Source organism: Acinetobacter sp. CIP 102529 (genome assembly GCF_000368325.1).
In the GTDB taxonomy this organism is placed as follows: Bacteria; Pseudomonadota; Gammaproteobacteria; order Pseudomonadales; family Moraxellaceae; genus Acinetobacter; species Acinetobacter parvus.
Map to the genome: position 1 here is coordinate 1,731,093 of NZ_KB849355.1, position 24,162 is coordinate 1,755,254.

The window sequence follows — 24,162 nt, forward strand, 5'->3', positions numbered from 1 at the left end:
GCCGTCACAAGCCTAGGCAAGCAGGTTGGATGACTGTATCCGCTGAACCCCCTGCCCAGACATTTCCTGCCAGGCCTTTTGCAGTGAGCCATTCAAGTCAATCGCCTTACAGGCATCCTCAACCACATAGGTTTTAAAGCCAAAATGTACAGCATCCAAAGCCGTCCATGCCACACAGAAGTCCGTGGCAATTCCAACAATATAAACGGTATCCACCTGATGTTCCTTTAAATAACCGTTAAGGCCTGTGGGTGTCTTGCGATCAGCCTCCATAAAGGCGGAATAGCTATCAATATCTGGATGAAAGCCCTTACGGATAATCAACTGCGCGGCTGGAATATTGAGGCTGGGATGAAATTCAGCATCATGACTGCCCTGCACACAGTGTTTTGGCCATAGCACCTGCGTACCATAAGCCAGTTCAACCGTTTCAAAGGGCACTTTATCCTTATGGTTTTCCGCAAAGGAAATATGCTGTTCAGGATGCCAGTCCTGTGTCAGCACAACCGTATCGAACTGCTGTGCCAAATGATTAATCAATGGAATAATCTGGTCCGCATCGGCGACCGCCAGATTACCGCCAGGCGTAAAGCCATTTTGGACATCGACCACGATCAATGCGCTATGTCTGGAATGTTTCTGCATTTTATAATTCAACCTTAAGCTGCTGTTTTTACCTTACCCTGCTGCTGACTTTACCGCCACTGTTCTCTGAATTTTTATCGAGATGAATTAAAGTTTTCCACAGTTTGACTAAAGCATATTGTTCTTATACGCTCGATCAGTCATAATTTGCATAATTGTCATTCAACCAAGCTCATTGCTGAATGACCAATCAAAATACTGCAACCATCCATTATTTCGTTTTTTATTCACTTCAAATTCGGATGGGAAAATAGGATATTTTTTTAAAATGACTCAGCTAGCACAGAATATTCAAGGCTCAATTGTCGCAATCGTTACCCCTATGTTTGAAGATGGTGGTGTGGATTGGAAGAGTCTTGAGAAGCTTGTTGAGTGGCACATCCAGCAAGGCACACATAGCATTGTCGCTGTCGGCACAACAGGCGAAGCCTCAACTTTGAGTATGGAAGAACATATCAAGGTCATTCAGGAAGTGATCCGTGTTGCCAATAAACGCATTCCGATCATTGCTGGAACAGGTGCGAATTCGACACGTGAAGCGATTGAACTGACTCAGGCAGCCAAAGATGTTGGCGCTGATGCAGCGCTTTTGGTCACGCCTTACTATAATAAACCGACACAGGAAGGCTTATACCAGCACTATAAAGCCATTGCTGAAGCGGTTGAAATTCCACAGATTCTTTACAATGTTCCAGGCCGTACTGGTGTCGACATGCAAAATGAGACAGTGATCCGCCTTGCTGATGTCAAGAACATCGTCGGCATTAAGGATGCAACGGGTGACATTCCTCGTGGCAAGGCACTTATTGACGGTCTAAATGGCAAGATCGCCGTTTATTCAGGTGATGACGCAACCGCATGGGAACTGATTCTGCTGGGTGCCAAAGGCAATATTTCCGTCACCGCAAATGTTGCACCTAAGCAAATGAGTGAAGTGTGTGAGGCCGCACTGGCGGGAGAACAGGCGAAAGCGCAAGACCTGAATCAGCAAATTGCAAATCTACACAATATTTTGTTTTGCGAATCAAACCCAATTCCTGTGAAATGGGCGTTGCATGAGATGGGCTACATAGGTACAGGCATTCGCCTGCCTTTGACCCCGCTTGCGGAACAATATCGTGAACCTCTTCGCAATGGTTTAAAAGTTGCGGGAATTATCTAATACGAGCAATTTATGATGCAATTACGTCTTGGTGTTGTCCTGGTCATTTCAGCTTTAAGTTTGGCTGGTTGTGGTCGTTTTGCCCTGAATAACCATTCTCTGGATTATAAAAAGGCGCAGGCACTTGAACCCCTCAAATTCCCTGACAATGCAACGGTCAGACCATTTACACCATTGTATCCAGCTCCTACGGTTGACGCGCTTGCCATCGAGCATGCGCCAAATTTTGTAAACAAGACGGGCAACCGTTATGCGCTTCCCCGTCCAGAGGCAATGCAGAGTTCAGGCAATCCTGCTGCAAGCACAACTGCGACTTTAGGTCGTCCACAACTGGTGATGGATGGCAACAAGAATCCACTGCTTAAGGTAGATGGACCAACCGCAACCGCCTGGCAGTATACCTTTGCAACCTTGAGCAGCCTCAACTACAAGGTGGTTTCACAGGCGGAGAATGGTTATGAGGCAACCATCAAGGTAGGCGACCAGAACTACCTGCTCAAGCTCTCTGCCGTAGGCACAAGCAACACTGTTGCCCTGTTTAAACTTGACACCACCTTTGCAGACCAAGCCACGGCAACGGAAGTGTTAACCCAGATTTACCAAAATTGGCCAGCCTAGTGGTTGACTAGGCATTTTCTAAATAAAGGTTCCCCCATGTTAAAACAAACCTTGCTCTATACTGGTAAAGCAAAATCTGTCTATGAAACAGATCATGCTGACCACCTGATTTTAGTCTTTCGTGATGATGCCTCTGCGTTCAATGGCGAAAAAATCGAACAACTAGATCGTAAAGGCAAGGTCAACAACCGTTTTAACGCCTTTATCATGGAAAAACTGGCTGAAGCTGGCATTGAGACGCATTTTGAAAAACTGCTTTCTCCAACTGAAGTGCTGGTTAAGAAACTCCAGATGATTCCAGTTGAATGTGTGATTCGTAACTATGCTGCGGGTTCACTGTGCCGTCGCTTGGGTGTTGAGGAAGGCAAGGAACTGACGCCACCAACTTTCGAATTGTTCTTTAAGGACGATGCGCTTGGCGATCCAATGGTGAACGAGTCTCAGGCGATTGCCTTGGGTTGGGCGAATGCTGAACAGCTTGAAAAAATGAAAGAGCTGACTTATCAGGTGAATGATGTGCTTAAAGCATTGTTCGACGCGGGCAACATGATTCTGGTTGACTTTAAACTTGAGTTTGGTGTGTTCCATGACCGTATTGTACTGGGTGATGAGTTCTCTCCAGACGGTTGCCGTTTATGGGATAAAGACACCAAGAAAAAACTAGATAAAGACCGTTTCCGTCAGGGTTTAGGTGGTGTAGTTGAGGCCTATGAAGAAGTTGCTGCACGTTTGGGCATCAACCTAGATGATATCTAAGCTTTTATAGAGCTTAAGTTTTCATATAAAAAACCAGCCATTTAGGCTGGTTTTTTTATTATCGGTCAATTGAACCTAGAACCGACTTGCCAATTGGTTTGAAATCTTGATTGCTGCATCATCCACATAACGGCTATACGGATATGCCAGCATAATACTCATGATCACGGTAAAAAGACTTGCCCATAGTCCCGCACCACTCAGGACAAAGAACACAAAAACCGCGCCTGTTCCTGAATAGAAAAATGCCAGCGGCGAGTTGTGCAACTGGGCGAAAAGAGCATATTGCGGAACCGCACTTTCACCAAAATTATGAAGTTGTGGAAAGAATGTCAGCGACAGGTGTGACAACACCACCGCAAGACAGGCAAGGCCCCGTATACTTTCCGCAGCATTAATTTTTTGGGTGGACATTGATGGAACTTTATCATCCGTGATAAACGGCGATGATGCGTTGTTTTATATGAAGTGTCTAGTATCACTATAAAAATATCTGTCCATTTGCCTGCTACATTATAGACCCAGACCAGCTCAGAGTTATTGCTGCTGTTCCTGCTGCCAACGACGTTGCTGCAAACGTTCGCCCTCAACTTCACGCTTGTTTCTGGCAGATTCATACAGCTTAGTGCCTTTTAACTCAGGCGGCAGATATTCCTGCATCACAAAATGCTCTGGGAAATTGTGTGGATACAGATAATCCACGCCATAGCCCTGCTGTTTCATCAACTTGGTCGGTGCATTGCGTAAATGCAAAGGCACAGGCAAATTCGCTGTTTTATCTGCCAGTTCCAGCGCGCGATTGATGGCTAAATAGGTACTGTTACTTTTCGGGCTGGTGGCCAAATACACCGCACATTGCCCCAGAATAATCCGAGCTTCGGGCATACCCACCGCCTGCACTGAACGGAAACATTCGCCTGCCAGCAACAAGGCATTGGGATTGGAATTACCAATATCTTCTGAAGCGGCAATCAACATGCGACGGGCGATAAACACAGGGTCTTCGCCCCCCTTGAGCATGCGAGCCATCCAGTACAATGTTGCATCTGGATCACTGCCCCGAATCGACTTGATAAATGCTGAGATAATGTCGTAGTGCTGCTCGCCTGACTTGTCATAACGCGCAATATTCTGCTGTGCCACCCTGACCACGATGGCATTGGTCACGATATTTTCAATATCGGGCTCAAAGGTACTGGCAATCAGGTCAATCAGGTTGAGTGCCTTGCGGGCATCTCCTGCGGCAAACTGAACCAACGCATCATATTCCTCAATCTGGATATGCCGTTGCCTTAAAAATGAATCAGTTTGAATCGCCCTATTGATCAGGGTTTGAATCGCATCCGCATCCAGACTGTTCAGGGTATAGACCTGACAACGGGACAACAGTGCGCTATTGACCTCAAAGGATGGATTTTCAGTGGTGGCCCCGATCAGGGTAATTTTGCCTTTCTCCACCGCACCCAGTAAGGCGTCCTGCTGCGACTTATTAAAACGGTGAATTTCGTCAATAAACACTATTGGCGTAAGCAGATCACCACTTTCGGCAATCACTTCGCGCAGTTCTTTCACACCTGTATTCAGTGCAGACAGGCTAATGAAAGGACGATCCACCGCCTGAGCCAGCAATAGGGCAATGGTGGTTTTACCTACTCCAGGAGGCCCCCAGAAAATGATCGATGGCAAATGTCCTTGATCAATCATCTGGCGCAAGGGTGCATGCTCACCCAGCAAATGATCCTGCCCGATGATTTCGGATAAATCACGGGGACGTAAGCGTTCAGGAAGTGGAATATGCGTATCTGACATCATCAAGGGCTTTCTGCTGTTTTATCCTAGTCTATTGCGTCTGGCGCAAATCTACAATTTGAATCTGCATGCACTGCGTCATTCTATTGCGCACTGCTTGCTTCAATGAGCTGCTGCACCACTTCATAGCTGGCTTTAATCCTTGCCTCATTGGGGAAATTGGTATTGGCAAGCTTCACGAGGCCAATTTTTTGCTGGGGAATAAAGGCGACATGAGCAGCAAAGCCATTGGTGGCACCTGTTTTAACTGCTGCACATTGATATGGACATCCAGAAATTTCAGCATATCCGAGCTGGTGCTTTTTATGCCATCAGCTTCAGCATCAAACATGCCTGCTGACACTCGAATCGGCTGATCATTTTTATAGCCTCATGCATATTGCGATTGCTGCTGTTCAGGTACATGAATAACTGATGCCACGCACCTAGCCTATATGTTGTAAATTTTCAAAAATTCAAACACAACATATTGTGGTGAAAGTGCCCAAAAATGCACTTACTGCGTAACATCAGTAATTAAGTTTATTTGGCACTCAGTTTAAGTAATTTTGCTTTAGGGCCATCTTCAATCACCCAGATTGAACCATCCTGTGCCTGATGCAGGCCACGGATACGCTGTTTCATGTCCAGTCGCTGCACTTCCCTGACAGGCTTGGCATTTAGATCAACCACAATAATCGCCTCGGAGGACAATCCACCAATAAGGGCTTTTTGTTGCCACAAGGGAAATTGATTGCCTGTATAAATCATCAGACTGGAGGGTGAAATGACAGGTGTCCAGTCAATCTCAGGTGCCTTAAATTCTGGATGGGTATGATGGTCAGGAATCGGCAAGCCTGAATAATGATCACCATTGGAGACAATCGGATAGCCATAATTTTGTCCTTTAACGATACGATTTAGCTCATCACCGCCTTTTGGCCCCATCTCCACCACCCAAAGCTGCCCCTGCGGATCAAAGGCCATGCCCAGTGGATTACGATGACCCAGTGACCAAATTTGCGCCGTGACACCGCCTTGCTGGATAAATGGATTATCTTTGACTGGCGTAGCATCGTCATTTAGACGCAGAACCTTACCTAGATTGCTTTGCATATCCTGAGCAGGATCAAATTTTTGTCGCTCGCCTGAACTGACCCATAATTTTCCATCAGGCCCAAACATCATCCGATGGCCGTAATGCCCCTGCCCTGAGACTTTCGGCACTTGTTGCCAGATGGTTTTTAAATCGGTCAGTTTTGGCTGTGCAGGATTGGATAAATCCAGCTTTGCCCGTGAAATTTCCGCTCCATAGCCACCCTGTCCTTTGCTGGCATAACTTAAATACAGCCAGTGATTATTCTGAAAATCAGGATGTAAAATGACATCGCCCAAGCCGCCCTGTCCACCATAACTCACCGCAGGAACAGCACTGACATTGACAATACTTTTGGTTTTTGGATCGAATAATTTTAATTGTCCCTTACGCTCTGTAATCAGTAGACGCTGGTCAGGCAAGCTGCTGATGGCCCACGGTTCATTGAACTGGGCAATCGTTTCAACACGATAGCTCTGGCTAATCGTCTTTTGAGTATTTGCCTGTGCCACCTCCTGTTCAAGGGTTTTGGAATTGGTTTTATTGGAACCGCAGGCCAGCAAAAATAAAAAACTGCTACACAGCAAAGGCATCATGATCAATTTATTCATTATCTATCTTCCCTGTTTATACAATTTATTTTACGGAGATCAGCCAATAACAATGCTGTAGAAATGTTGCTTTATCAAATACCAACCGTTAAATTTGTGCTTAACGCACCCAGCGCACAATATAGTCCTCAATCTGTTCCTGATCGACTTCATCTTCTGAAATACAACGGCCAGCGGCCGATTTCTTCGCCTTGATCACACTCTGGCGTGAGCCTGTGTTCAGGTAATGCCAGGAGGGCAGGTTTTTCCCATCCTTTAAGCGACGGTAAGCACAGCTTGGAGGCAGCCATGAAATGGTCTGCAAGCGTTCTGGCGTGAGTTGGATACAGTCAGGCACCCGTTGCTGGCGGTTTGGATAATCTGAACAGCGTGCCGTTTTACAGTCCAGTAATTTACATGCCACCTTGGTATAGGCCACCTCAGCAGTGTCCTCATCCTCAAGCTTGACCAGACAGCACAAACCACAACCATCGCACAAAGCTTCCCATTCAGTCAGGCTAAGCTGCTCAAGTGGGTAGTGTTTCCAGAAGTTTGGACGGAGCTCAGATGACATAGGCCGTTTTTCAGTTTCAGTTTGAGCTGATTATAACATTGACCAGACTTCTGATGGGCCAGCGCAGTGATCTGTTCATTAACAATTCTTTAACTATTACACACTCATACCACAGAAACAGTACATTTTATTCAGAAAAGTCAAGATATATTTTAAACATAACGAAAAATTGAGGAGATATTAATATGTTCCGTTGGGCTATTATTTTTGCAGTGATTGCATTAATCGCCAGCTTGTTGGGTTTTGGTGGTGTTGCAGGTTTATCTAAAGACTTTGCTGTGATTTTACTCGTGGTTGCCGTAATTTTGGCAATTGTTGGTTTTATTTCCAGAGGTCGAGTCTAAAAAAATTTTAGAGAGAATAAAAAAGAAGAATTTAATATTCTTCTTTTTTTATTGATAAAAATCATGTTTCTATTTATTTCTTCTCCAGCAAACCATTATTTTTATGTTTTAATCAATGCATTCTAACAATACAGATCAGGACAATAGAATGAACTTTGCCATCCATACCCGTGAAATTGAATATAGCGCTCCAGATGGCGAACGCCTTATTGGCTATTTTGCTGCACCTGTTACAGATGAACCTGTTGCAGGTGTGATTGTTGCACCTGAATGGTGGGGTCGTAATGACTATACAGAACAGCGCGCCCGTGAGTTGGCGGAGCATGGCTTTGCTGCGCTGGCGATTGACATGTATGGCGACAAGAAAGTTACTACGGATGTACCACAAGCCTTAGCATGGATGATGCAAACATTTGATCATGTAGACACCGTGGTTGATCGTGCTCAAGCAGGCTTAGATGCTTTAAAAGCACAACCAGAGGTCAATACTGAAAAATTGGCAGCAATTGGTTTTTGCTATGGTGGTAAAGTTGTTCTGGATTTGGCGCGATCTGGTGCCGATTTGAAAGCTGTGGTGACTTTCCATGCGAATTTAAGCCCGAAAGCACCTGCACAAAAAGGAAAAATTCAGGCTGAAATTCTTGTATTACATGGTGAGATTGACACCATGGTTTCTTTGGATGATGTCGAAAGCTTCCGTCAGGAAATGCATGACGCAGAAGTGGATCATGAAGTGATTATTTTTGAGGATGCCAAACACGGTTTTAGTAATCCGCTTGCTGATGAACGGGCCAAAGCCAATAATGTTGACTTAGGCTATAACGCCGAGGCTGAACGTCAGGGTCTTGAAGCCATGTATGAGTTGTTAGATAAGCATTTGAAGTAATCGGTAAATACAAAATTTAGGTTCTCGGAAATAGCTGCTAGTGCAAATCTGAGATCTAAAATTTTGAAAATATTTGCTCGTGCAAAGGCGGCATGGATGCCGCCTGTTTGGCTGCGGCATCAAGGATGTGCCGTCAGCCAAACAAAGGATTTTTGCTTACTTTTCATCCTTGAAAAGTAAGTCCAGCTGAAAGCTTATCCTAAAATTGGAGGAGTACTCGGCATGACTCCATTTAGAAGAAACTATACAGCCTCATAAGCCATACGAAATCAAATATAATTTGCGTAAGCGATGCCTTATTTTTGACGGGTCAAAAGTAACAAAACCCCTCTCCCCATTTCCGCTATACTACCCCTCTGCTTTTGATTGTTCTGATTCATGCCTGATTTTTCATTTTCTGACGCACTCCTGACATGGTACGACCAACATGGTCGCCATAACCTGCCTTGGCAAATTGCCGATAATCCCTACAAGGTCTGGGTCTCAGAAATAATGCTGCAACAAACTCAAGTTAAAACTGTTCTGCAATATTTTGATCGCTTTATTGAAAGATTTCCGACTGTACAGGATTTAGGCCAAGCCAGTTGGGAGGATGTTGCGCCTTATTGGGCAGGTCTAGGCTACTATGCCCGTGCGCGTAACCTGCATAAAGCCGCAGCCATTGTCAGTCAACAAGGTAAATTTCCTGAAACATTAGAACAGTGGATTGAATTACCAGGCATTGGTCGTTCAACTGCTGGTGCATTAATGTCTCTTGGCTTACGACAATATGGCGTGATTATGGATGGCAATGTAAAACGGGTTTTAGCACGTTTTTTTGCGATTGAAGATGACCTGTCCAAACCACAAAATGAACGCAAGCTTTGGGAAATTGCCGAGCAACTTTGCCCTGAACAGCGCAACCATGACTATACTCAGGCAATCATGGATTTGGGTGCAACGATTTGTACCCCGAAAAAGCCTTTATGTCTTTACTGCCCGATGCAGCAACATTGTCAGGCCTATCAACAAGGGCTTGAACAGGAACTGCCATTCAAAAAGGCCAAGAAACCCGTTCCTGTCAGAACGGCTGATGTGGTTGTGATCCAGTCGGGTGATGAATGGTTTTGGCAACAGCGTGAGGCACATGGGTTATGGGGCGGATTGTATTGCCTGCCGATCATTGAGCAGGCAACCGAATTACAACAGATTGAGCAGCACTTTAAGCTGCAAGCTCAAGTATCATCTTTGCAGATTAGCCATAGTTTCACTCATTTCACATGGGTGCTCAATGAAAAACTGTTCCACGTGGAACATGACCAAAAAGAACAGCTCAGCATTGAACTGAATGGAATATGGCTCTGTCCAGAAGCCGCGATTGCCAAAGGCATTCCAACGGCCATGAAAAAACTGATTACAGCCAAACAAAAGGCCTAAAACCTGCATGCTGTAAATTCGAACGCAAGGAGTTTGTGTGCGTTACCCGATTTGCTATACGGTTCTTGCCATGCTGATGCTAATCTTTTCAGCATGTACCACTGCACCAAAGAAGCCTGCATCCTTGCCAAATGCACAGGTGAACAAACTTAAAATGATACGTCTGGACAGCCGCCTGCCTGTTCCTGTCAAGGGGATCAGTCGCAATCAATTGCGTGATACCTGGGGTTCGGCACGCAGTCATGGTCGCAGCCATGAAGGCATTGACATCATGGCGGAGCGTGGCACGAAAGTGTATAGTGCCACTGAGGGCTTAGTGGCTGATTTACGTAATAATAATTTAGGTGGTAAGGTCATCTGGATTCTTGGGCCATCTGGTTCTTGGCACTACTATGCCCATTTAGATGGTCATAAACGGGGGCTTAATGTGGGGGATTATGTTCATAAGGGCGACCTCATTGGTTATGTAGGCAATACAGGCAATGCTCGTGCGACTGCCCCACATTTACATTATGGTATTTATTTAAATGGCAAAGGGCGTGGAGCAGTCAATCCATACTCATATTTACGTTAGGAACACAGCATGTCAGAAGCATTGATTGAACGACTGGTTAAATTTGCAGAGTCTGGAAATCAACAGAAAATCATCATCAATGGTACAAGCTATCAAGGCTGGATTATGGAAATTACCGAAGATGCTCTGCTGATTAGCACAGGTTTTGCAGATAAATCAGGCAAGGACTTTTGGCTTAAATTTACTGATTTAACCACAGCGGAATTGTATTATTGGGATACCCGTCAAGATGACTGGGTCACATTCAAACTCTAAATTTTTCCCTGATAATAACAATAGGAAGCATCCAATATGACAATTCAACGCTGTGGCTGGTGTTCCTCTGATCCGCTCTATATCACCTACCATGATAAAGAATGGGGCAAGCCCGAGCATAATGAAGCACAGCTGTTTGAGATGCTGTGCCTTGAGGGGCAGCAGGCAGGCTTGTCATGGATTACCGTATTGAAAAAACGTGAAAACTACCGCACACATTTCTTTCAATATCCCATCACGCAGATTGCCACCCTCAGCGATGAGCAACTGGAAAATAAGCTTAGTGATGCAGGCCTTATCCGCCATTTAGGTAAATTAAAAGCCATTCGGGATAATGCGATTGCATGGCTCAAGCTTAAGGATGAGGTAGATGATGTCTCCTCTTGGCTTTGGAGTTTTGTCGATCATCAAACACCAAATAATGTTGTGCTGAATTACCGTGATGCACCTGCACAAACCGCAATCAGCCAGAAATTGTCCAAAACCTTAAAAAAACGTGGTTTTAAGTTTGTTGGACCAACCACCTGCTATGCCTTTATGCAGGCAGTGGGAATGGTTAACGATCACGAAAATCATTGTGAGTTTAAATAATCCATTCTTTATAAAAGGAAAATAATAATGAGTAATAACCAAATTCGTGCTTATGCTGCCATGCAGGCAGGCGAGCAATTGGTTCCTTATCAATTTGATGCAGGTGAATTAAAGCCACATCAGGTTGAAGTTAAAGTTGAATACTGCGGTTTATGTCATTCTGATTTGTCTGTGATCAATAATGAATGGCGTTCATCCGTTTATCCTGCTGTCGCTGGACATGAAATTATTGGCACAATTATCGCACTCGGTTCAGAAGCCAAAGGACTGAAACTTGGTCAACGTGTTGGCATTGGCTGGACAGCTGAAAGTTGCCAAGCATGCGATCCATGTATTGGTGGTCATCAAGTTTTATGTACGGGTGGCAGCGTTGCGACTATCGTTGGTCATGCGGGTGGCTTTGCAGAAAAAGTTCGCGCAGGTTGGCAATGGGTCATTCCTCTACCAGAGGGTTTGGATCCTGAAAGTGCAGGACCATTGCTTTGTGGCGGCATTACCGTGTTTGATCCTTTACTTAAACATCAGATCCAAGCAACACATCATGTCGGTGTGATTGGGATTGGTGGTTTAGGGCATATGGCCATCAAGTTACTTAAGGCTTGGGGTTGTGAGATTAGTGCATTTAGTTCAAATCCAGACAAAACTGAAGAGCTCAAAGCCATGGGCGCTGACCATGTGGTAAATAGTCGTGATGCTCAAGCGATCAAAGCGCAACGTGGCAAGTTTGATCTATTGCTTAGCACCGTCAATGTAACCCTGAATTGGCAAGCCTATCTCAATACCTTGGCACCGAATGGTAGTATGCATTTCTTGGGGATTACCTTAGAGCCTATTCCAGTTTCTGTAGGTACTATCATGAGTGGAGCGAAATCTGTTACAGCTTCACCAACTGGGTCACCTTTAGCACTGCGCCAATTACTACAATTTGCCGCACGTAAAAATATTGCGCCACAAATTGAGCTATTTCCAATGTCTCAACTCAATGAAGCCATTGAACGACTCCATTCAGGTCAAGCACGTTATCGTATTGTACTTAAAGCAGACTTTGATTAAAGTGAATTCGGTTTAAGCAGATTTTAATTCAATCGGTTTTAAAATCTGCTGAATCCCAGACTTATATCCATTTACAAGCATCAAAGCATATAATGTTAAAGCAGCAAATATTGTAGTCAGTAGCCCTATTTTTGATCTGTGGCGAGTATGTTCAAGATCAAACTGGCTTTTCATCAGATGAAATGGAGCTGCAATCGTTCCTCGTTTTCTTAATACTGCACTATCAAAAGCATCCAGGGATTGGGGCGGTGTTGGCAGCGATTGGTTTAATCTTGGTGTTTTTATCCAGATCAAATTATCCACCAAGGCAGATTCAGCATTACAGCAATGTCCTCAGAGTTAAATGCCAATAAAAAAGCCTGATTGAATCAGGCTTTTTTATTTATTTTAGTAAGTCAGGTAGATGTGGCTGCGCATATAATGGATTGTAAATTTCTTTCTTCATCTTCATCAGCATTTGATACGGTTGCTGCTGCACAAACATATTCACAAAACTCAATGGAATCGAACCTGCTGGGTCGGCATAACCAGTAGTCATGACTTTAACCTTATTATTGGCAAGTCTTTGGAACGTCCAATCTCCTGTATATTGATTCAAACGAATCACATCAGGTCGTTCAGGATAACTATTTTTAATTGCGTTATTCTTAATACTAATACTCCCATCAGCATTCTTATTCATCTTGCCTTTAATTACCAGATCACGGTCTTTCAAAGGAAATGGCAAATCCAACAGCATATACAGGGTAAATTCCCCCTTTTTTTCATCCCGAGACAAAAGCTGTGCCTTAGCAACATAGGGTACCCATTGTGGTGTGCGTTCAACATCAAGTACTACTGCAACTGCCCGTTCCAAAGGTACATCAAAAGTCGTTTCTGCTTTGTACTGAAAGACAGGATTATTCTCTGTCTGATAGGTCCAGACTTTAATGTTATTGCGGTTTAGGCTGAGTTTGGCTGCGTCTGTTGCAGCCGTGGCTGTCAGGCTGGTGATACTGAGAAGTGCGGCAACAATATGTTTTTTTTTCATGTCATGCTCAATTTATTTTAATGGTCGTGAGTGCCTGTTTCACCCCTACAAATGGAGGCTCGCCAGGCGCTGGATAGTGCGAAAATTGATGTGTTATACCTGAATATCGTTAAAGCCCAGAACATCTTTCATGTCATATTTACGAGCTTCACGTCCCACTACCCAGGCGGCTGCACGTACTGCGCCTGAAGCAAAGTTCATACGGTTGGTGGCTTTATGGGTGACTTCCACACGCTCCCCTTCACCAATAAACATCACCGTATGCTCACCGACGATGTCACCTCCACGAATGGTTTCAAAACCAATGGTCTGGCGATCACGTGGACCTGTATAGCCCTCACGACCATACACCGCCACTTCCTTGAGGTTACGGCCCAAGGTATCAGCAATTGCCTCACCCATCATAAACGCGGTGCCGGACGGCGCGTCCACCTTATGACGGTGATGTGCCTCAATGATTTCAATATCAACGGTATCACCAAACACTTTTGCCGCCAGTTCCAGTAATTTAATGGAAACGTTTACACCCACAGAATAGTTCGCGGCATACACGACTGGTGTTTGTGTCGCCGTTTCATCCAGAAATGCTTTCTGTTCATCATTCATGCCTGTGGTGCCAATCACCATGGCCACACCCGCTTCACGGCACAGTTTCAAGTGCTGTTCGGTGGCGGCTGGTGCAGTAAAGTCAATCACCACATCACAATCCTTGAGCACTTCACTCAAACTTCCCACCACCTTGATGCCCAGACTTCCCACACCCGCAAGTTCCCCTGCATCTGCACCCACCAAACTGCTTTCTGGACGTTCAACAGCTGCTGCCAGTTGGTAGCCTGCTTGTTGTACTGCTTGAATCAGAATACGCCCCATGCGTCCGCCTGCACCCAAGATTCCAATGCGTGGAGAAGTTGACATAATTTTTTCCCAGTCTTTTATTTAAACAATTCCGCTACTATAGCAAAACTCTGTGCCTACGCTAAAAAATTCCCATAAAAAAACCTGCCGAAGCAGGTTTTTTCAACATCAGTTAAACCAGTCAAAGAATGACTTTTTCTTTGGTGATGAGGCATGACCATCCCCATCAAAAGACGCTTGCAGCTCTTTCAACAATTCACGCTGACGACTGTTTAAATTGACAGGGGTTTCCACCACGATACGGCACAATAAGTCACCGACCATGCTGCTACGTACAGGACGAACACCTTTACCACGTAAGCGGAATAGCTTACCTGTCTGCGTACCTTCTGGGATTTTTAAGCTGACACGACCATCCAGCGTCGGGATTTCGATTTCTTTACCTAATGCAGCATCTGCAATACTGACTGGCACATCCATATACAGGTCTGCACCGTCACGTTGGAAGACTTCATGTTCACGAACTACGACTTCAACGTATAAATCACCCGCCTGACCATCACGAATCGCTTCACCTTTACCTGTTAAGCGAACACGATCGCCATTGTCCACACCTGCAGGAATAGTGACTTCAAGCGTTTGCTGGCGGTCTGCAACGCCTGAACCATGACAGGTGTTACATGGATTCTTGATGATTTTGCCTTGACCGCGGCAAGTACTACAAGTTTGTTGAACCGAGAAGAAACCTTGCTGCATACGTACTTGACCAGCACCATGACAGGTACGACAGGTTTCCACATCATTTGGATTCTTAGAACCTTTACCATCACATGTTTCACACGGCGCTGGTGCAGTAAAAGTAATCGTTTTTTTCACGCCTTTGACTGCTTCTTCAAGCGTCAATTCCATCACATAGCGGAGGTCTGAACCACGGCGCTGGCGTTGTTGCTGGCGACCACCACCACCGAAAGCACTACCAAAAATATCACCAAACTGGCTAAAGATGTCTTCCGCACTAAAACCACCACCGCCACCGAAACCACCCTCAAAGGCACTATGACCAGCACGATCATACATGCTGCGTTTTTCGCCATCAGAAAGTACTTCGTAAGCCTCTGCTGCTTCTTTAAACTTTTCTTCCGCCTGAGCGTTATCTGGGTTACGATCTGGATGATACTTCATCGCCAACTTACGATAGGCTTTTTTAATCTCATCATCACTTGCGGTTTTCGAAACGCCTAAAACCTCATAATAATCACGTTTAGCCATGGTTGGCGATGCTCCTCACGGAATTTATTCAAACTTGAAAAAACAAATAGGCTCTGCTGACATTTTATTTCTAAAGTCAACAAAGCCTTAATAGGGCCTGTACAATACGTTTACAAGAGTGATTGTGATAAAAAAAGCGATAAATTTAGAAAACCGCTTTATTTCTAAAGTATCTGGCAATACCTTTCAGCCATGCATTCAACAGAAATAGCCATGCAATCGAGCTAAACACCACACCCACAACCGTCATGGCGGTCACCCAGAGGGCGCTGTTCCAGACAAAAAAGAACAGTGGAATAAACCACAGGGCAGCAAAGAAAGCCATCAGAATAAACAGCAGCACATTACGCATAATCCACAGTGCATGTGCGTGTATCCATACTTCAGCATTATTCGCAGTCGCAACTTTTCGTGCCAGCAGATACGCAAACACTGCAAACACGATTGTAAATAATGCAAGAAACATGAACACATAAGATATCGCCACATAGCGGCGATGCTGCTCAATACTGTCTTGCCCCATGCTCTAGATCACCTCATTCACCGCATTTTGCCAAAACAGTCATGCAATGAAATTCAATTATTTTTTGGTCTTAAAATATAGGTGCTACTATATTAAAATTTTCAATATTTCGCACCTTTATTCACAAAATAATTACGATAGATGTGTTGCTTTCTTGACCTTAAACCACGCCGCATAGAGTGCAGGCAGGAAAAACAGGGTCAACAGGGTGGCTACAATCAAGCCGCCCATAATCGCAACCGCCATCGGACCAAAGAAAATACTGCGTGATAATGGAATCATCGCAAGTACTGCGGCAAGTGCGGTTAACACAATCGGACGGAAGCGGCGCATGGTGGCACCAATCACCGCGTCCCACGGTTCATGCCCTGCCTGAATGTCCTGCTCAATCTGGTCAATCAGGATCAGCGAGTTACGCATGATCATGCCAGACAGGGCAATGGTTCCGAGCATGGCCACGAAACCAAACGGTTTATTGAACAACAACAGGAACGCCACCACCCCAATCAGGCCAAGCGGTGCGGTCAGCAAGACGATGGTCGCGCGAGACATGCTACGCAACTGAATCATCAACAGGGTCATGACCACCGCAAGGAACAGTGGCATACCTGCATTCACAGAATTTTGACCTTTGGCCGACTCCTCAACTGTACCACCCACCTCAAGTAAATAGCCATTTGGTAAATCGGCACGTAGAGTCTGCATCTTTTCCGCCAATTGCTGAACCACTGTTGCAGGTTGTAAATGGGTACGAATATCCGCGCGAACGGTAATCGTCGGTAAACGATTACGATGCCAAATTAAACCTTCTTCAAAACGTGACTCAATTTTTGCTATTTGTGCTAGAGGTACAGTGGTTCCTTTGGTGGTTGGCACGGCTAAATTTGCTAACGAAGCCACTTCGACACGTTCTGACTTATCACCACGTAAACGAATTTCAATGAGTTCACGTTTTTCACGATATTGATTCATCACCGCGCCTGTCACTGAGGCATTGAGGAAATTGGCCAGATCAACACTGGAAACGCCCATTTGACGCGCACGGTCCTGATCAATCTCAATGGCAATAATCTTGCTTGGTTCACCCCAGTCCAGATGTACATTAGTGGTGTTTGGGTCTTCGCTCAGCACTTTAGCCACTTTCTGAGCCTCTGCCCGAACCGTCGCCAAATCTTCACCTGAGACCCGATACTGCAATGGATAACCCACAGGAGGGCCATTTTCCAATAAGGACACACGAGTACGCACCTGAGGCAACAACTGCTTAATTTGTGTCTCTAAAGAACGGCGGATTTCATCACGGTCATCTAAAGACGATGCCAGCACCACAAACTGGGCAAAGCTGGCCTGTGGCAATTGTTGATCTAAAGGCAGATAGAAACGTGGTGAACCTGTGCCGACATAAGCGACATAATTATCAATCCCTTTTTGTTTGGATAGGAATTGTTCTACCTTATGTACTGCTTGTTCTGTCGCCGTTAGGGAAGCCCCTTCTTCCAGCTTTAAATCCACTAAAATTTCAGCACGATTCGATGGGGGGAAGAATTGTTGCGGTACCAACTTAAACATCGCAACAGACAACACAAAGATACCCACCGTAATAGCAATTACCGTTTTACGATAGGTAATACAGATTTCCACCACATTACGGAAAGACTGGTAAAACCTGGATTGATAAGGATCGTGATGCGTTCCATGTGCCTCGACCACAGGCTCAGGTTGCTTACGCAGTCGCGCCCATAGGCGCAGATACCATGCCGCTTTCTGCTGTTGTTTGGTGAAGTCAGGCAGTAGCTTCTCACCCAGATAAGGTACAAACAATACCGCCGCAATCCACGACACAATCAGGGCAATGGTGACTACCTGGAAAATGGAACGAGTATATTCACCTGTTCCTGATTGGGCCGTGGCAATCGGCAGGAAGCCTGCCGCGGTGATCAAGGTTCCTGTGAGCATTGGAAAGGCGGTGGTTTGCCAAGCAAAGCCTGCGGCCTTGAGTCGACTATAACCTTGCTCCATTTTGATCGCCATCATTTCCACGGCGATAATGGCATCATCAACCAACAAACCTAGGGCCAGAATCAATGCGCCTAATGAGATTTTATGTAAGCCAACGTCAAATAAACTCATCCCAGCAAAGGTCATTGCTAAAACCAATGGAATCGACAATGCAACAACAAGCCCTGTACGAAAACCGAGTGAGAAGAAACTGACCAATAAAACGATAATGACCGCTTCAGCTAAAACTTTTAAAAACTCTTGAATACTACGTTGTACTGCAACAGGTTGGTCTGAAACTTTTTGCAGTTTCATGCCCAAAGGTAAGCTTTTTTGTAGACTGTTAAATTCAGTTTCAAGGTTTTTACCCAATGCAATGATGTCCCCACCTTTACGCATGGACACCGCAATGCCAATCCCATTTTCGCCCATAAAACGCATACGTGGCTGCGCAGGCTCACTAAAGCCACGATAGACATCAGCAACATCACCAAGTTGAATGGTTTTATCACCCACCAATAACGGCATTTTTTTAAGGTCATCAACACTATGTAAGTGTCCGCTAACTCGGATTTGAATACGGTCTGTGCCTGTTTCAAAGAAGCCCGCACCTGCCATGTCATTCTGCTTTTGAATCGCTTCCTGAATGGCTGTGACAGGGACACCAAGCTGCACCGCCTTAGTATTGGACAGTTCAATCCAGATTTTCTGGTCTTGTAGACCAACAAGATTCACCTTGCTAACATCCTTGACCCGTTGCAATTGTAGTTGCAAACGATCGGCATATTCTTTCATTACCGCATAGTCAAAATCTTTGCCCGTCAGTACATAGATATTGCCGAAGGTATCGCCGAACTCATCATTAAAGAACGGCCCCTGCACACCGCTTGGCAGTTGCGAGCGAATGTCATTGACCTTTTTACGCACGTTATACCAAACATCAGGAATTTCACTGGAACGATAAGAATCCTTGGCGATAAATGTCACCATAGATTCCCCAGGCCGTGAATATGCCCGAATATTTTCATATTGCCCTGTGGTCATCAGTTCTTTTTCAATACGATCTGTCACCAGGGTTGCAACCTCCTGAGCCGTTGCTCCTGGCCAATAGGTCTGCACCACCATCACTTTAAAGGTAAATGGCGGGTCTTCGCTCTGTGACAGCTTGGAATAGGACATCACCCCAACAATGCCAAGTAACAGCATAAAATACAGAACAATGCCCTTATTCTTCAGCGCCCATTCTGAAAGGTTAAATTTCATGATCAGGCTCCCGCTTTTACCGTGACTTCACGATTATCACGGTCTACAGGATGAATCTTTTGCTGATCACGCAACAGGTGTACACCACCAACCACAACCCAATCTGAAGCTTTTAGACCTGAAAGAATAGGCACACTGTCACGGCCATAAGTTCCCAAAGTCACAGGAACTTTACGTAAGGTTTGATTGGCATTGACCACCCAGACATAAGCTTGTTGATCATTGGCAGTGACGCTGGATAAGGGCACACTCAGAACATTATTTTCATTTGCCACGAAGAACACTCGCGCACTTTGTCCAAGTTGAATCGTGGACTGCCCCTCAAGCAATGAAACTTTCACGGTGAATGTTCGCGATTGGTCTGCAGCGGGTGACACCTCGCGGACTTTTGCTGCAAAACGTGTATCTGGCTGTGACCATAAGGTGACCCAGGCAGGCTGCCCCACCTTGAGGGTACTGACCGCCTGTTCAGGCACACCAAATACCACCTCACGCTCGCCATCAATCGCCAGTTGATAGGCTGCCTGTCCTGCCGCCACCACCTGTCCTGTTTCAATGTTGCGCTGGGTAATCACGCCATTTTTATTGGAGACCAACTGGTTATAGCTTGTTTGGTTGGAGGAAACCTCATAGTTTGAACGGGCCTGTTGCAGTGTTGCCTGTGCCGACTCATACTGGTTTTTAATAGCATCAAATTGTGAACGGCTGACCGCATTGACAGGCAAAAGTTGTTGATAACGCTTATATTCTTCCAATGCAATTTTTGCGGCGGCCTGTGCACTGTCCAGTTGGGCTTTGGCCGCATTCATTTGCAACTGGGCATCTTTCACATCCAGTTTTGCCAACACCTGCCCAACCTTAACCCGATCTCCAACATCGGCATAACGTTCGGTAATCTGGCCCCCGACACGGAATGCCAGTGCGGTCTGCTGTCTGGCCTGCACATCACCTGCATAGCTTTTCTGGTCAATATGGTTGCTACTCGGCTGCGTCACCATGACATAAGGAATTTCCTCAGTTCTGGGCACCTCTTTCTGACATGCGCTGAGGATGACACTACTGACAATGACTAACCCCAATATGATACGATTGATCTGATTCATCTATTTTGCGCTCTTATTCAAATTGATTTTTAGGGCGTGATATGGGCATTATCATAAATTGTTTAATTTTTAATTAATATACTCATGAGTACATTAAATAAAAATTAAATCTAGCAACCTGATTTTTTAATTGAATTAAAAGAGAACGATAACGTGCAGACAACCAGTGGTCGTCCCAAAGATTTAGAAAAAAGAGCCAGAATTTTGCAGGCTGCAAAATCTATTTTTCTAAAAATGGGTTATCACGCCACCAGCATGGACCAGATTGCCAAAGAGGCGGCTGTCACCAAACTCACGGTGCACAACCATTTTCAGGACAAGGCCAATCTGTTTACCTGTGCGATTGAGGAGAGCTGTGAGGAGTCCATTCGGGCAAAGCAGTTTGAACTCACACCTGAGTCCGACTTTAGGCAGGCATTGTATTTAATGTGCCAGCGCGCCCTGGGCATTATTTACCTGCCTGAAGCGCTGAAGCTGGATCGGGTGCTGTTTGAACTTGCTGCTGAACAAAGCCCCCTCACCCAGCAGTTTTTTGATGCCTCACACACACGTATGTGTAATGTCTGGTGTGGTTTTTTTGAGCAGGCCATCACACTCAACTTTATTCAGGCAGATGATCCCCTTAAACAGACCGAACTGATCGTGGCGCTGATGCTCGGCACACGTCATCACAAGGTTTTACTGGGCCTGGATTCGGTGCCAACCACGGTTGAAATTGAGCAGATGATTGAACAGGCCATTGAACTTTTTTTGCTTAAATATCAACCTAAATTTTAAAGAAATTTCACATTTCCTTACGTTCTCCACTTGGAATGTCTGACAATGAGGTTATAGTCAAGACATGAGCAGAGGAGAAGCATAATGACACAACAAATCACTGCGCCATTACGAGAAGATGTTCGTTTACTGGGTAATTTACTGGGCGAAACCTTAAAGCAGCATGCAGGACAGGATTTGTTTAATCAGGTTGAGCAGATTCGTGCCCTGGCCAAGGGTGCCCGTGATGGTCAAATCGAGGCGGAAAAACAGCTCGAACACCTTTTCCTCGGCCTAAAAGATGAAGAAATTTTGCCCCTGACCCGTGCATTTTCATATTTTCTCAACTTTGCCAACATCGCTGAGCAGTACCATGTGGTGCGTAACCGCCGTCAGGCTGAGTTTGACGAGCAGACATCCAGTCCAAACCCACTGACGCATCTCTTTGAAAAATTCAAAACCCAACAGATTAGTGAACAGCACCTGTTCCAGCAGATCTGCGACCTCAACATCGAGCTGGTGCTCACCGCACATCCGACCGAAGTCAGCCGCCGTACCCTGATCCAGAAATATGATGACATTACCGACTGCCTATCACAGCTTGATCAACAGAAACTCACACCGAGAGAACGCCAGCAGACCATTGCCACACTCAAGCAACTGGTGAGTTCAGCCTGGCAAACCGATGAGATTCGCCAGCATCGCCCTACTCCTGTGGATGAAGCGAAATGGGGCTTTGCCACCATTGAACAGAGTTTATGGAATGCAGTTCCAAAATTTATCCGTGAACTGAATGAACTGACCCAGCAACATTGCCAGCAATCCCTGCCTCTGGATATTGCCCCGATTCGTTTTGCCTCATGGATGGGTGGCGACCGTGATGGCAACCCCAATGTTACCCATCAGGTGACACAGGAGGTGTTGTGGCTGTCGCGCTGGCAGGCGGCCGACCTCTATCTACGTGATATTGAAAACCTGCGTTGGGAACTGTCGATTCAAACCTGTTCAGATGAACTCACTCAAGCATTAGGTTATGAACACCCTGAACCCTATCGTGAATATTTACGTGAAACCCGTGAACGCCTGAAAGCCACCCGCCACTGGCTGACACAACGTTTACATGGACTGGATGCGGATGACAGTCAAATCATCAAAACTAAAGATGAACTATTACAGCCTTTATTGCTGTGCTATCGCTCCCTGATTGATAGTAATCTAGCCGAAATTGCCAATGGCCAGTTGCTTGATTTCATTTACCGTGTCAATTGCTTTGGCATAGAACTGCTGAAACTGGATATCCGCCAGGAATCAGGTCGACATCGTCAAGCCATTTCAGCGATTACTGAATATCTAGGTCTAGGCAATTTTGAATCGTGGACTGAACAGGCTCGTCAAAATTTCCTGATCCAAGAGCTGCAGAGCAAACGTCCTTTACTCCCTAAATATCTGAATGAACCAGAGGGCAGCCTGATTCGGCATCCAGATGTGCTGGAAGTGTTTGCCACCATGCGTACCCTGGCTGAACAACCAGCTGAGAGCTTGGGTGCCTATATTATTTCGATGGCAGAATATCCAAGCGACGTCTTAGCTGTTTTACTCTTACAAAAAGAAGCTGGGATTCAGCATCCGCTTCGTGTGGTGCCTTTATTTGAAACATTAAAGGACCTGGATGGCGCAGCCAAAACCATGAACACCCTGTTTAATGTACATTGGTACAAACAGCATATTCAGGGTAAACATGAAGTGATGATTGGCTATTCAGACTCAGCCAAGGACGCGGGCTTTATGTCGGCCAACTGGGCGCAATATCGCGCTCAGGAGGAACTGACCGCGATTGCCAAAAATCATGGCGTACAACTGACCCTGTTCCACGGACGTGGTGGTTCGATCAGCCGTGGCGGCGCACCGACCCAGCAAGCCTTATTTTCCCAGCCACCAGGTTCAATCTCTGGAGCAATTCGTGTTACTGAACAGGGTGAAATGATTCGCTTTAAATTTGGTTTAGAAGGCATCGCGCTACAAAATTTGGAAATCTATACAGCGGCAACATTAGAAGCAACACTACTACCACCGCCAGAGCCAAAGAAAGAATGGCGAGACTTAATGAATCAAATGACTGATTTATCGGTACAGGTTTATCGACAAACTGTGCGTGAAAATCCAAATTTTGTCAGCTACCTGCGTACCGTTACCCCTGAACTTGAGCTACAAATGTTACCGCTCGGTTCACGTCCAGCCAAGCGCAAGGTTAGCGGTGGCATTGAATCACTACGCGCCATTCCGTGGGTGTTTGCCTGGACCCAGATTCGCCTGATGCTGCCTGCATGGCTGGGTACAGGCACGGCGATCAATCAGGTACATGGACAACACCAAAACACCTTAAATGAAATGCTTGAACAGTGGCCGTATTTCCAAACTTTAATTGATATGCTGGAAATGGTTTTATCCAAATCTGATGCAGATATTGCGTTGTACTATGAATCTCATCTCACCCAAGATCAGGACTTAAAAGTTCTAGGGATTGAGCTACGCCAGCGCCTGCAAAATGCGGTGGATACCCTGCTGAGTCTAAAAGGTGAATCCAAACTGCTCAGCAATAATCAAGTGCTGGACCAGTCCATGCAGGTGCGTAAACCATATTTATTGCCATTGCATTTATTACAGGCAGAATTGATGAAGCGTCGTCGTCTGTATCTGGCACAGCACCAAACTGAACATAGCCCTGTCGATCATGCCTTGATGGTCAGTATTGCTGGGATTGCGGCAGGGTTAAGGAATACAGGTTAATCATTTAAGCTGGCGCGGCACCTGTAAAGTCACTTGCAGATGCCGCATGTCTATTCAGTCATTTTTTATTGCTAAAAACCCATCTTTTTTATTTGTTGAGTGAAATAGTCAACTTTGTGTAAATCTACAATGAATATGGGTGCTTAGCTTTAAATTTATTTTACCAAATGATAAAAATAAGTATTTAAAACCACGATATTGCAGCCATTGCCCAACATGACCAGATGAAA

At 45.4% G+C, this 24,162-nt stretch carries 22 protein-coding genes and 3 pseudogenes; 12 read left to right on the forward strand and 13 right to left on the reverse strand.

The window, feature by feature from the left end; genetic code table 11:
• Nucleotides 1-12: 12 nt before the first annotated feature.
• Entirely contained in the window at nt 13-645 is a 633-nt protein-coding gene (pncA, locus tag F972_RS13685; RefSeq protein WP_004769992.1) for a bifunctional nicotinamidase/pyrazinamidase, read from the reverse strand.
• A gap of 268 nt (nt 646-913) precedes the next feature.
• Between pncA and dapA the strand changes: the two genes are divergently transcribed.
• From dapA to purC, 3 genes are read left to right on the forward strand one after another with little or no spacing between them, the layout of a single operon-like run.
• Nucleotides 914-1,807 (forward strand): 4-hydroxy-tetrahydrodipicolinate synthase, encoded by an 894-nt coding sequence (dapA, locus tag F972_RS13690; RefSeq protein ID WP_004769994.1) that lies wholly within the window; start codon nt 914-916, stop codon nt 1,805-1,807.
• Between the two features lie 15 nt (nt 1,808-1,822).
• The gene (locus tag F972_RS13695; protein WP_004679173.1) at nt 1,823-2,425 is read left to right on the forward strand and encodes a hypothetical protein; all 603 of its coding nucleotides are present in this window, start codon (nt 1,823-1,825) and stop codon (nt 2,423-2,425) included.
• 36 nt (nt 2,426-2,461) lie between these two features.
• Nucleotides 2,462-3,181 carry a phosphoribosylaminoimidazolesuccinocarboxamide synthase gene (purC, locus tag F972_RS13700; protein WP_004679174.1) on the forward strand — a complete coding sequence of 240 codons (720 nt, stop codon included), beginning with the start codon at nt 2,462-2,464 and terminating at the stop codon, nt 3,179-3,181.
• 171 nt (nt 3,182-3,352) lie between these two features.
• Here purC and F972_RS16355 read toward each other — a convergent pair.
• The 5 genes and pseudogenes from F972_RS16355 to F972_RS13720 form a co-directional block, all read right to left on the reverse strand.
• Nucleotides 3,353-3,595 (reverse strand): annotated as a pseudogene (locus F972_RS16355) (hypothetical protein); the annotation flags it as partial.
• Between the two features lie 123 nt (nt 3,596-3,718).
• Complete coding sequence (locus tag F972_RS13710; RefSeq protein ID WP_010589201.1) at nt 3,719-4,990, reverse strand: replication-associated recombination protein A; 1,272 nt, start codon at nt 4,988-4,990, stop codon at nt 3,719-3,721.
• Between the two features lie 83 nt (nt 4,991-5,073).
• Nucleotides 5,074-5,405, reverse strand: a pseudogene (locus F972_RS16085) (hypothetical protein); the annotation flags it as partial.
• Nucleotides 5,406-5,512: 107 nt separating this feature from the next.
• Complete coding sequence (locus F972_RS13715; RefSeq protein ID WP_004769995.1) at nt 5,513-6,676, reverse strand: PQQ-dependent sugar dehydrogenase; 1,164 nt, start codon at nt 6,674-6,676, stop codon at nt 5,513-5,515.
• Nucleotides 6,677-6,776: 100 nt separating this feature from the next.
• Complete coding sequence (locus tag F972_RS13720; RefSeq protein ID WP_004683652.1) at nt 6,777-7,229, reverse strand: YcgN family cysteine cluster protein; 453 nt, start codon at nt 7,227-7,229, stop codon at nt 6,777-6,779.
• 185 nt (nt 7,230-7,414) lie between these two features.
• Here F972_RS13720 and F972_RS15575 point away from each other — a divergent pair, with 185 nt between their 5' ends.
• From F972_RS15575 to ahr, 7 genes are all read left to right on the forward strand, one after another.
• Nucleotides 7,415-7,573 carry a DUF1328 domain-containing protein gene (locus F972_RS15575; protein WP_004679179.1) on the forward strand — a complete coding sequence of 53 codons (159 nt, stop codon included), beginning with the start codon at nt 7,415-7,417 and terminating at the stop codon, nt 7,571-7,573.
• A 115-nt stretch (nt 7,574-7,688) separates the two neighbouring features.
• Nucleotides 7,689-8,459: a dienelactone hydrolase family protein gene (locus tag F972_RS13730; protein ID WP_228127127.1), complete on the forward strand. Its 771-nt coding sequence runs from the start codon at nt 7,689-7,691 to the stop codon at nt 8,457-8,459.
• 378 nt (nt 8,460-8,837) lie between these two features.
• Nucleotides 8,838-9,875 (forward strand): A/G-specific adenine glycosylase, encoded by a 1,038-nt coding sequence (gene mutY, locus F972_RS13735; protein WP_004683656.1) that lies wholly within the window; start codon nt 8,838-8,840, stop codon nt 9,873-9,875.
• 70 nt (nt 9,876-9,945) lie between these two features.
• Nucleotides 9,946-10,449: a M23 family metallopeptidase gene (locus tag F972_RS13740; RefSeq protein WP_171062643.1), complete on the forward strand. Its 504-nt coding sequence runs from the start codon at nt 9,946-9,948 to the stop codon at nt 10,447-10,449.
• Between the two features lie 9 nt (nt 10,450-10,458).
• Nucleotides 10,459-10,704, forward strand: a complete 246-nt coding sequence (locus F972_RS13745) for a hypothetical protein (protein WP_004679184.1) — start codon at nt 10,459-10,461, stop codon at nt 10,702-10,704.
• A 36-nt stretch (nt 10,705-10,740) separates the two neighbouring features.
• Nucleotides 10,741-11,295, forward strand: coding sequence for a DNA-3-methyladenine glycosylase I (locus F972_RS13750; protein WP_004683659.1), 555 nt, complete (start codon nt 10,741-10,743; stop codon nt 11,293-11,295).
• Between the two features lie 27 nt (nt 11,296-11,322).
• Nucleotides 11,323-12,348 (forward strand): NADPH-dependent aldehyde reductase Ahr, encoded by a 1,026-nt coding sequence (gene ahr / locus F972_RS13755; protein WP_004769998.1) that lies wholly within the window; start codon nt 11,323-11,325, stop codon nt 12,346-12,348.
• 12 nt (nt 12,349-12,360) lie between these two features.
• On the opposite strand, the pseudogene F972_RS13760 reads toward ahr, so the two are convergent.
• The 7 genes and pseudogenes from F972_RS13760 to F972_RS13790 form a co-directional block, all read right to left on the reverse strand.
• Nucleotides 12,361-12,594: pseudogene (locus F972_RS13760) on the reverse strand (IS982 family transposase); the annotation flags it as partial.
• A gap of 136 nt (nt 12,595-12,730) precedes the next feature.
• Nucleotides 12,731-13,378 carry an START domain-containing protein gene (locus F972_RS13765; RefSeq protein ID WP_004683666.1) on the reverse strand — a complete coding sequence of 216 codons (648 nt, stop codon included), beginning with the start codon at nt 13,376-13,378 and terminating at the stop codon, nt 12,731-12,733.
• Nucleotides 13,379-13,471: 93 nt separating this feature from the next.
• The gene (dapB, locus tag F972_RS13770; RefSeq protein WP_004679191.1) at nt 13,472-14,293 is read right to left on the reverse strand and encodes a 4-hydroxy-tetrahydrodipicolinate reductase; all 822 of its coding nucleotides are present in this window, start codon (nt 14,291-14,293) and stop codon (nt 13,472-13,474) included.
• A gap of 108 nt (nt 14,294-14,401) precedes the next feature.
• Entirely contained in the window at nt 14,402-15,502 is a 1,101-nt protein-coding gene (gene dnaJ, locus F972_RS13775) for a molecular chaperone DnaJ (protein WP_004756847.1), read from the reverse strand.
• Between the two features lie 145 nt (nt 15,503-15,647).
• Nucleotides 15,648-16,025 (reverse strand): hypothetical protein, encoded by a 378-nt coding sequence (locus F972_RS13780; protein ID WP_004679195.1) that lies wholly within the window; start codon nt 16,023-16,025, stop codon nt 15,648-15,650.
• A gap of 132 nt (nt 16,026-16,157) precedes the next feature.
• Nucleotides 16,158-19,286, reverse strand: coding sequence for an efflux RND transporter permease subunit (locus F972_RS13785; RefSeq protein ID WP_004683669.1), 3,129 nt, complete (start codon nt 19,284-19,286; stop codon nt 16,158-16,160).
• Between the two features lie 2 nt (nt 19,287-19,288).
• Complete coding sequence (locus tag F972_RS13790) at nt 19,289-20,389, reverse strand: efflux RND transporter periplasmic adaptor subunit (RefSeq protein ID WP_004683670.1); 1,101 nt, start codon at nt 20,387-20,389, stop codon at nt 19,289-19,291.
• A gap of 153 nt (nt 20,390-20,542) precedes the next feature.
• On the opposite strand from F972_RS13790, the gene F972_RS13795 reads away from it, so the two are divergent.
• Both F972_RS13795 and ppc read left to right on the forward strand, forming a co-directional pair.
• Nucleotides 20,543-21,166 (forward strand): TetR/AcrR family transcriptional regulator, encoded by a 624-nt coding sequence (locus tag F972_RS13795; RefSeq protein WP_004770000.1) that lies wholly within the window; start codon nt 20,543-20,545, stop codon nt 21,164-21,166.
• An 84-nt stretch (nt 21,167-21,250) separates the two neighbouring features.
• On the forward strand, nt 21,251-23,932 hold the full coding sequence (ppc, locus tag F972_RS13800) for a phosphoenolpyruvate carboxylase (protein WP_004770001.1): 2,682 nt from the start codon (nt 21,251-21,253) through the stop codon (nt 23,930-23,932).
• Nucleotides 23,933-24,162: the final 230 nt, after the last annotated feature.

What these genes read in the sequence shown, in the direction of transcription:
- pncA (WP_004769992.1), bottom strand. Translation starts at nt 645, where the DNA reads ATGCAGAAACATTCCAGACATAGCGCATTGATCGTGGTCGATGTCCAA.
- dapA (WP_004769994.1), top strand. Translation starts at nt 914, where the DNA reads ATGACTCAGCTAGCACAGAATATTCAAGGCTCAATTGTCGCAATCGTT.
- F972_RS13695 (WP_004679173.1), top strand. Translation starts at nt 1,823, where the DNA reads ATGCAATTACGTCTTGGTGTTGTCCTGGTCATTTCAGCTTTAAGTTTG.
- purC (WP_004679174.1), top strand. Translation starts at nt 2,462, where the DNA reads ATGTTAAAACAAACCTTGCTCTATACTGGTAAAGCAAAATCTGTCTAT.
- F972_RS13710 (WP_010589201.1), bottom strand. Translation starts at nt 4,990, where the DNA reads ATGTCAGATACGCATATTCCACTTCCTGAACGCTTACGTCCCCGTGAT.
- F972_RS13715 (WP_004769995.1), bottom strand. Translation starts at nt 6,676, where the DNA reads ATGAATAAATTGATCATGATGCCTTTGCTGTGTAGCAGTTTTTTATTT.
- F972_RS13720 (WP_004683652.1), bottom strand. Translation starts at nt 7,229, where the DNA reads ATGTCATCTGAGCTCCGTCCAAACTTCTGGAAACACTACCCACTTGAG.
- F972_RS15575 (WP_004679179.1), top strand. Translation starts at nt 7,415, where the DNA reads ATGTTCCGTTGGGCTATTATTTTTGCAGTGATTGCATTAATCGCCAGC.
- F972_RS13730 (WP_228127127.1), top strand. Translation starts at nt 7,689, where the DNA reads ATGCATTCTAACAATACAGATCAGGACAATAGAATGAACTTTGCCATC.
- mutY (WP_004683656.1), top strand. Translation starts at nt 8,838, where the DNA reads ATGCCTGATTTTTCATTTTCTGACGCACTCCTGACATGGTACGACCAA.
- F972_RS13740 (WP_171062643.1), top strand. Translation starts at nt 9,946, where the DNA reads ATGCTGATGCTAATCTTTTCAGCATGTACCACTGCACCAAAGAAGCCT.
- F972_RS13745 (WP_004679184.1), top strand. Translation starts at nt 10,459, where the DNA reads ATGTCAGAAGCATTGATTGAACGACTGGTTAAATTTGCAGAGTCTGGA.
- F972_RS13750 (WP_004683659.1), top strand. Translation starts at nt 10,741, where the DNA reads ATGACAATTCAACGCTGTGGCTGGTGTTCCTCTGATCCGCTCTATATC.
- ahr (WP_004769998.1), top strand. Translation starts at nt 11,323, where the DNA reads ATGAGTAATAACCAAATTCGTGCTTATGCTGCCATGCAGGCAGGCGAG.
- F972_RS13765 (WP_004683666.1), bottom strand. Translation starts at nt 13,378, where the DNA reads ATGAAAAAAAAACATATTGTTGCCGCACTTCTCAGTATCACCAGCCTG.
- dapB (WP_004679191.1), bottom strand. Translation starts at nt 14,293, where the DNA reads ATGTCAACTTCTCCACGCATTGGAATCTTGGGTGCAGGCGGACGCATG.
- dnaJ (WP_004756847.1), bottom strand. Translation starts at nt 15,502, where the DNA reads ATGGCTAAACGTGATTATTATGAGGTTTTAGGCGTTTCGAAAACCGCA.
- F972_RS13780 (WP_004679195.1), bottom strand. Translation starts at nt 16,025, where the DNA reads ATGGGGCAAGACAGTATTGAGCAGCATCGCCGCTATGTGGCGATATCT.
- F972_RS13785 (WP_004683669.1), bottom strand. Translation starts at nt 19,286, where the DNA reads ATGAAATTTAACCTTTCAGAATGGGCGCTGAAGAATAAGGGCATTGTT.
- F972_RS13790 (WP_004683670.1), bottom strand. Translation starts at nt 20,389, where the DNA reads ATGAATCAGATCAATCGTATCATATTGGGGTTAGTCATTGTCAGTAGT.
- ppc (WP_004770001.1), top strand. Translation starts at nt 21,251, where the DNA reads ATGACACAACAAATCACTGCGCCATTACGAGAAGATGTTCGTTTACTG.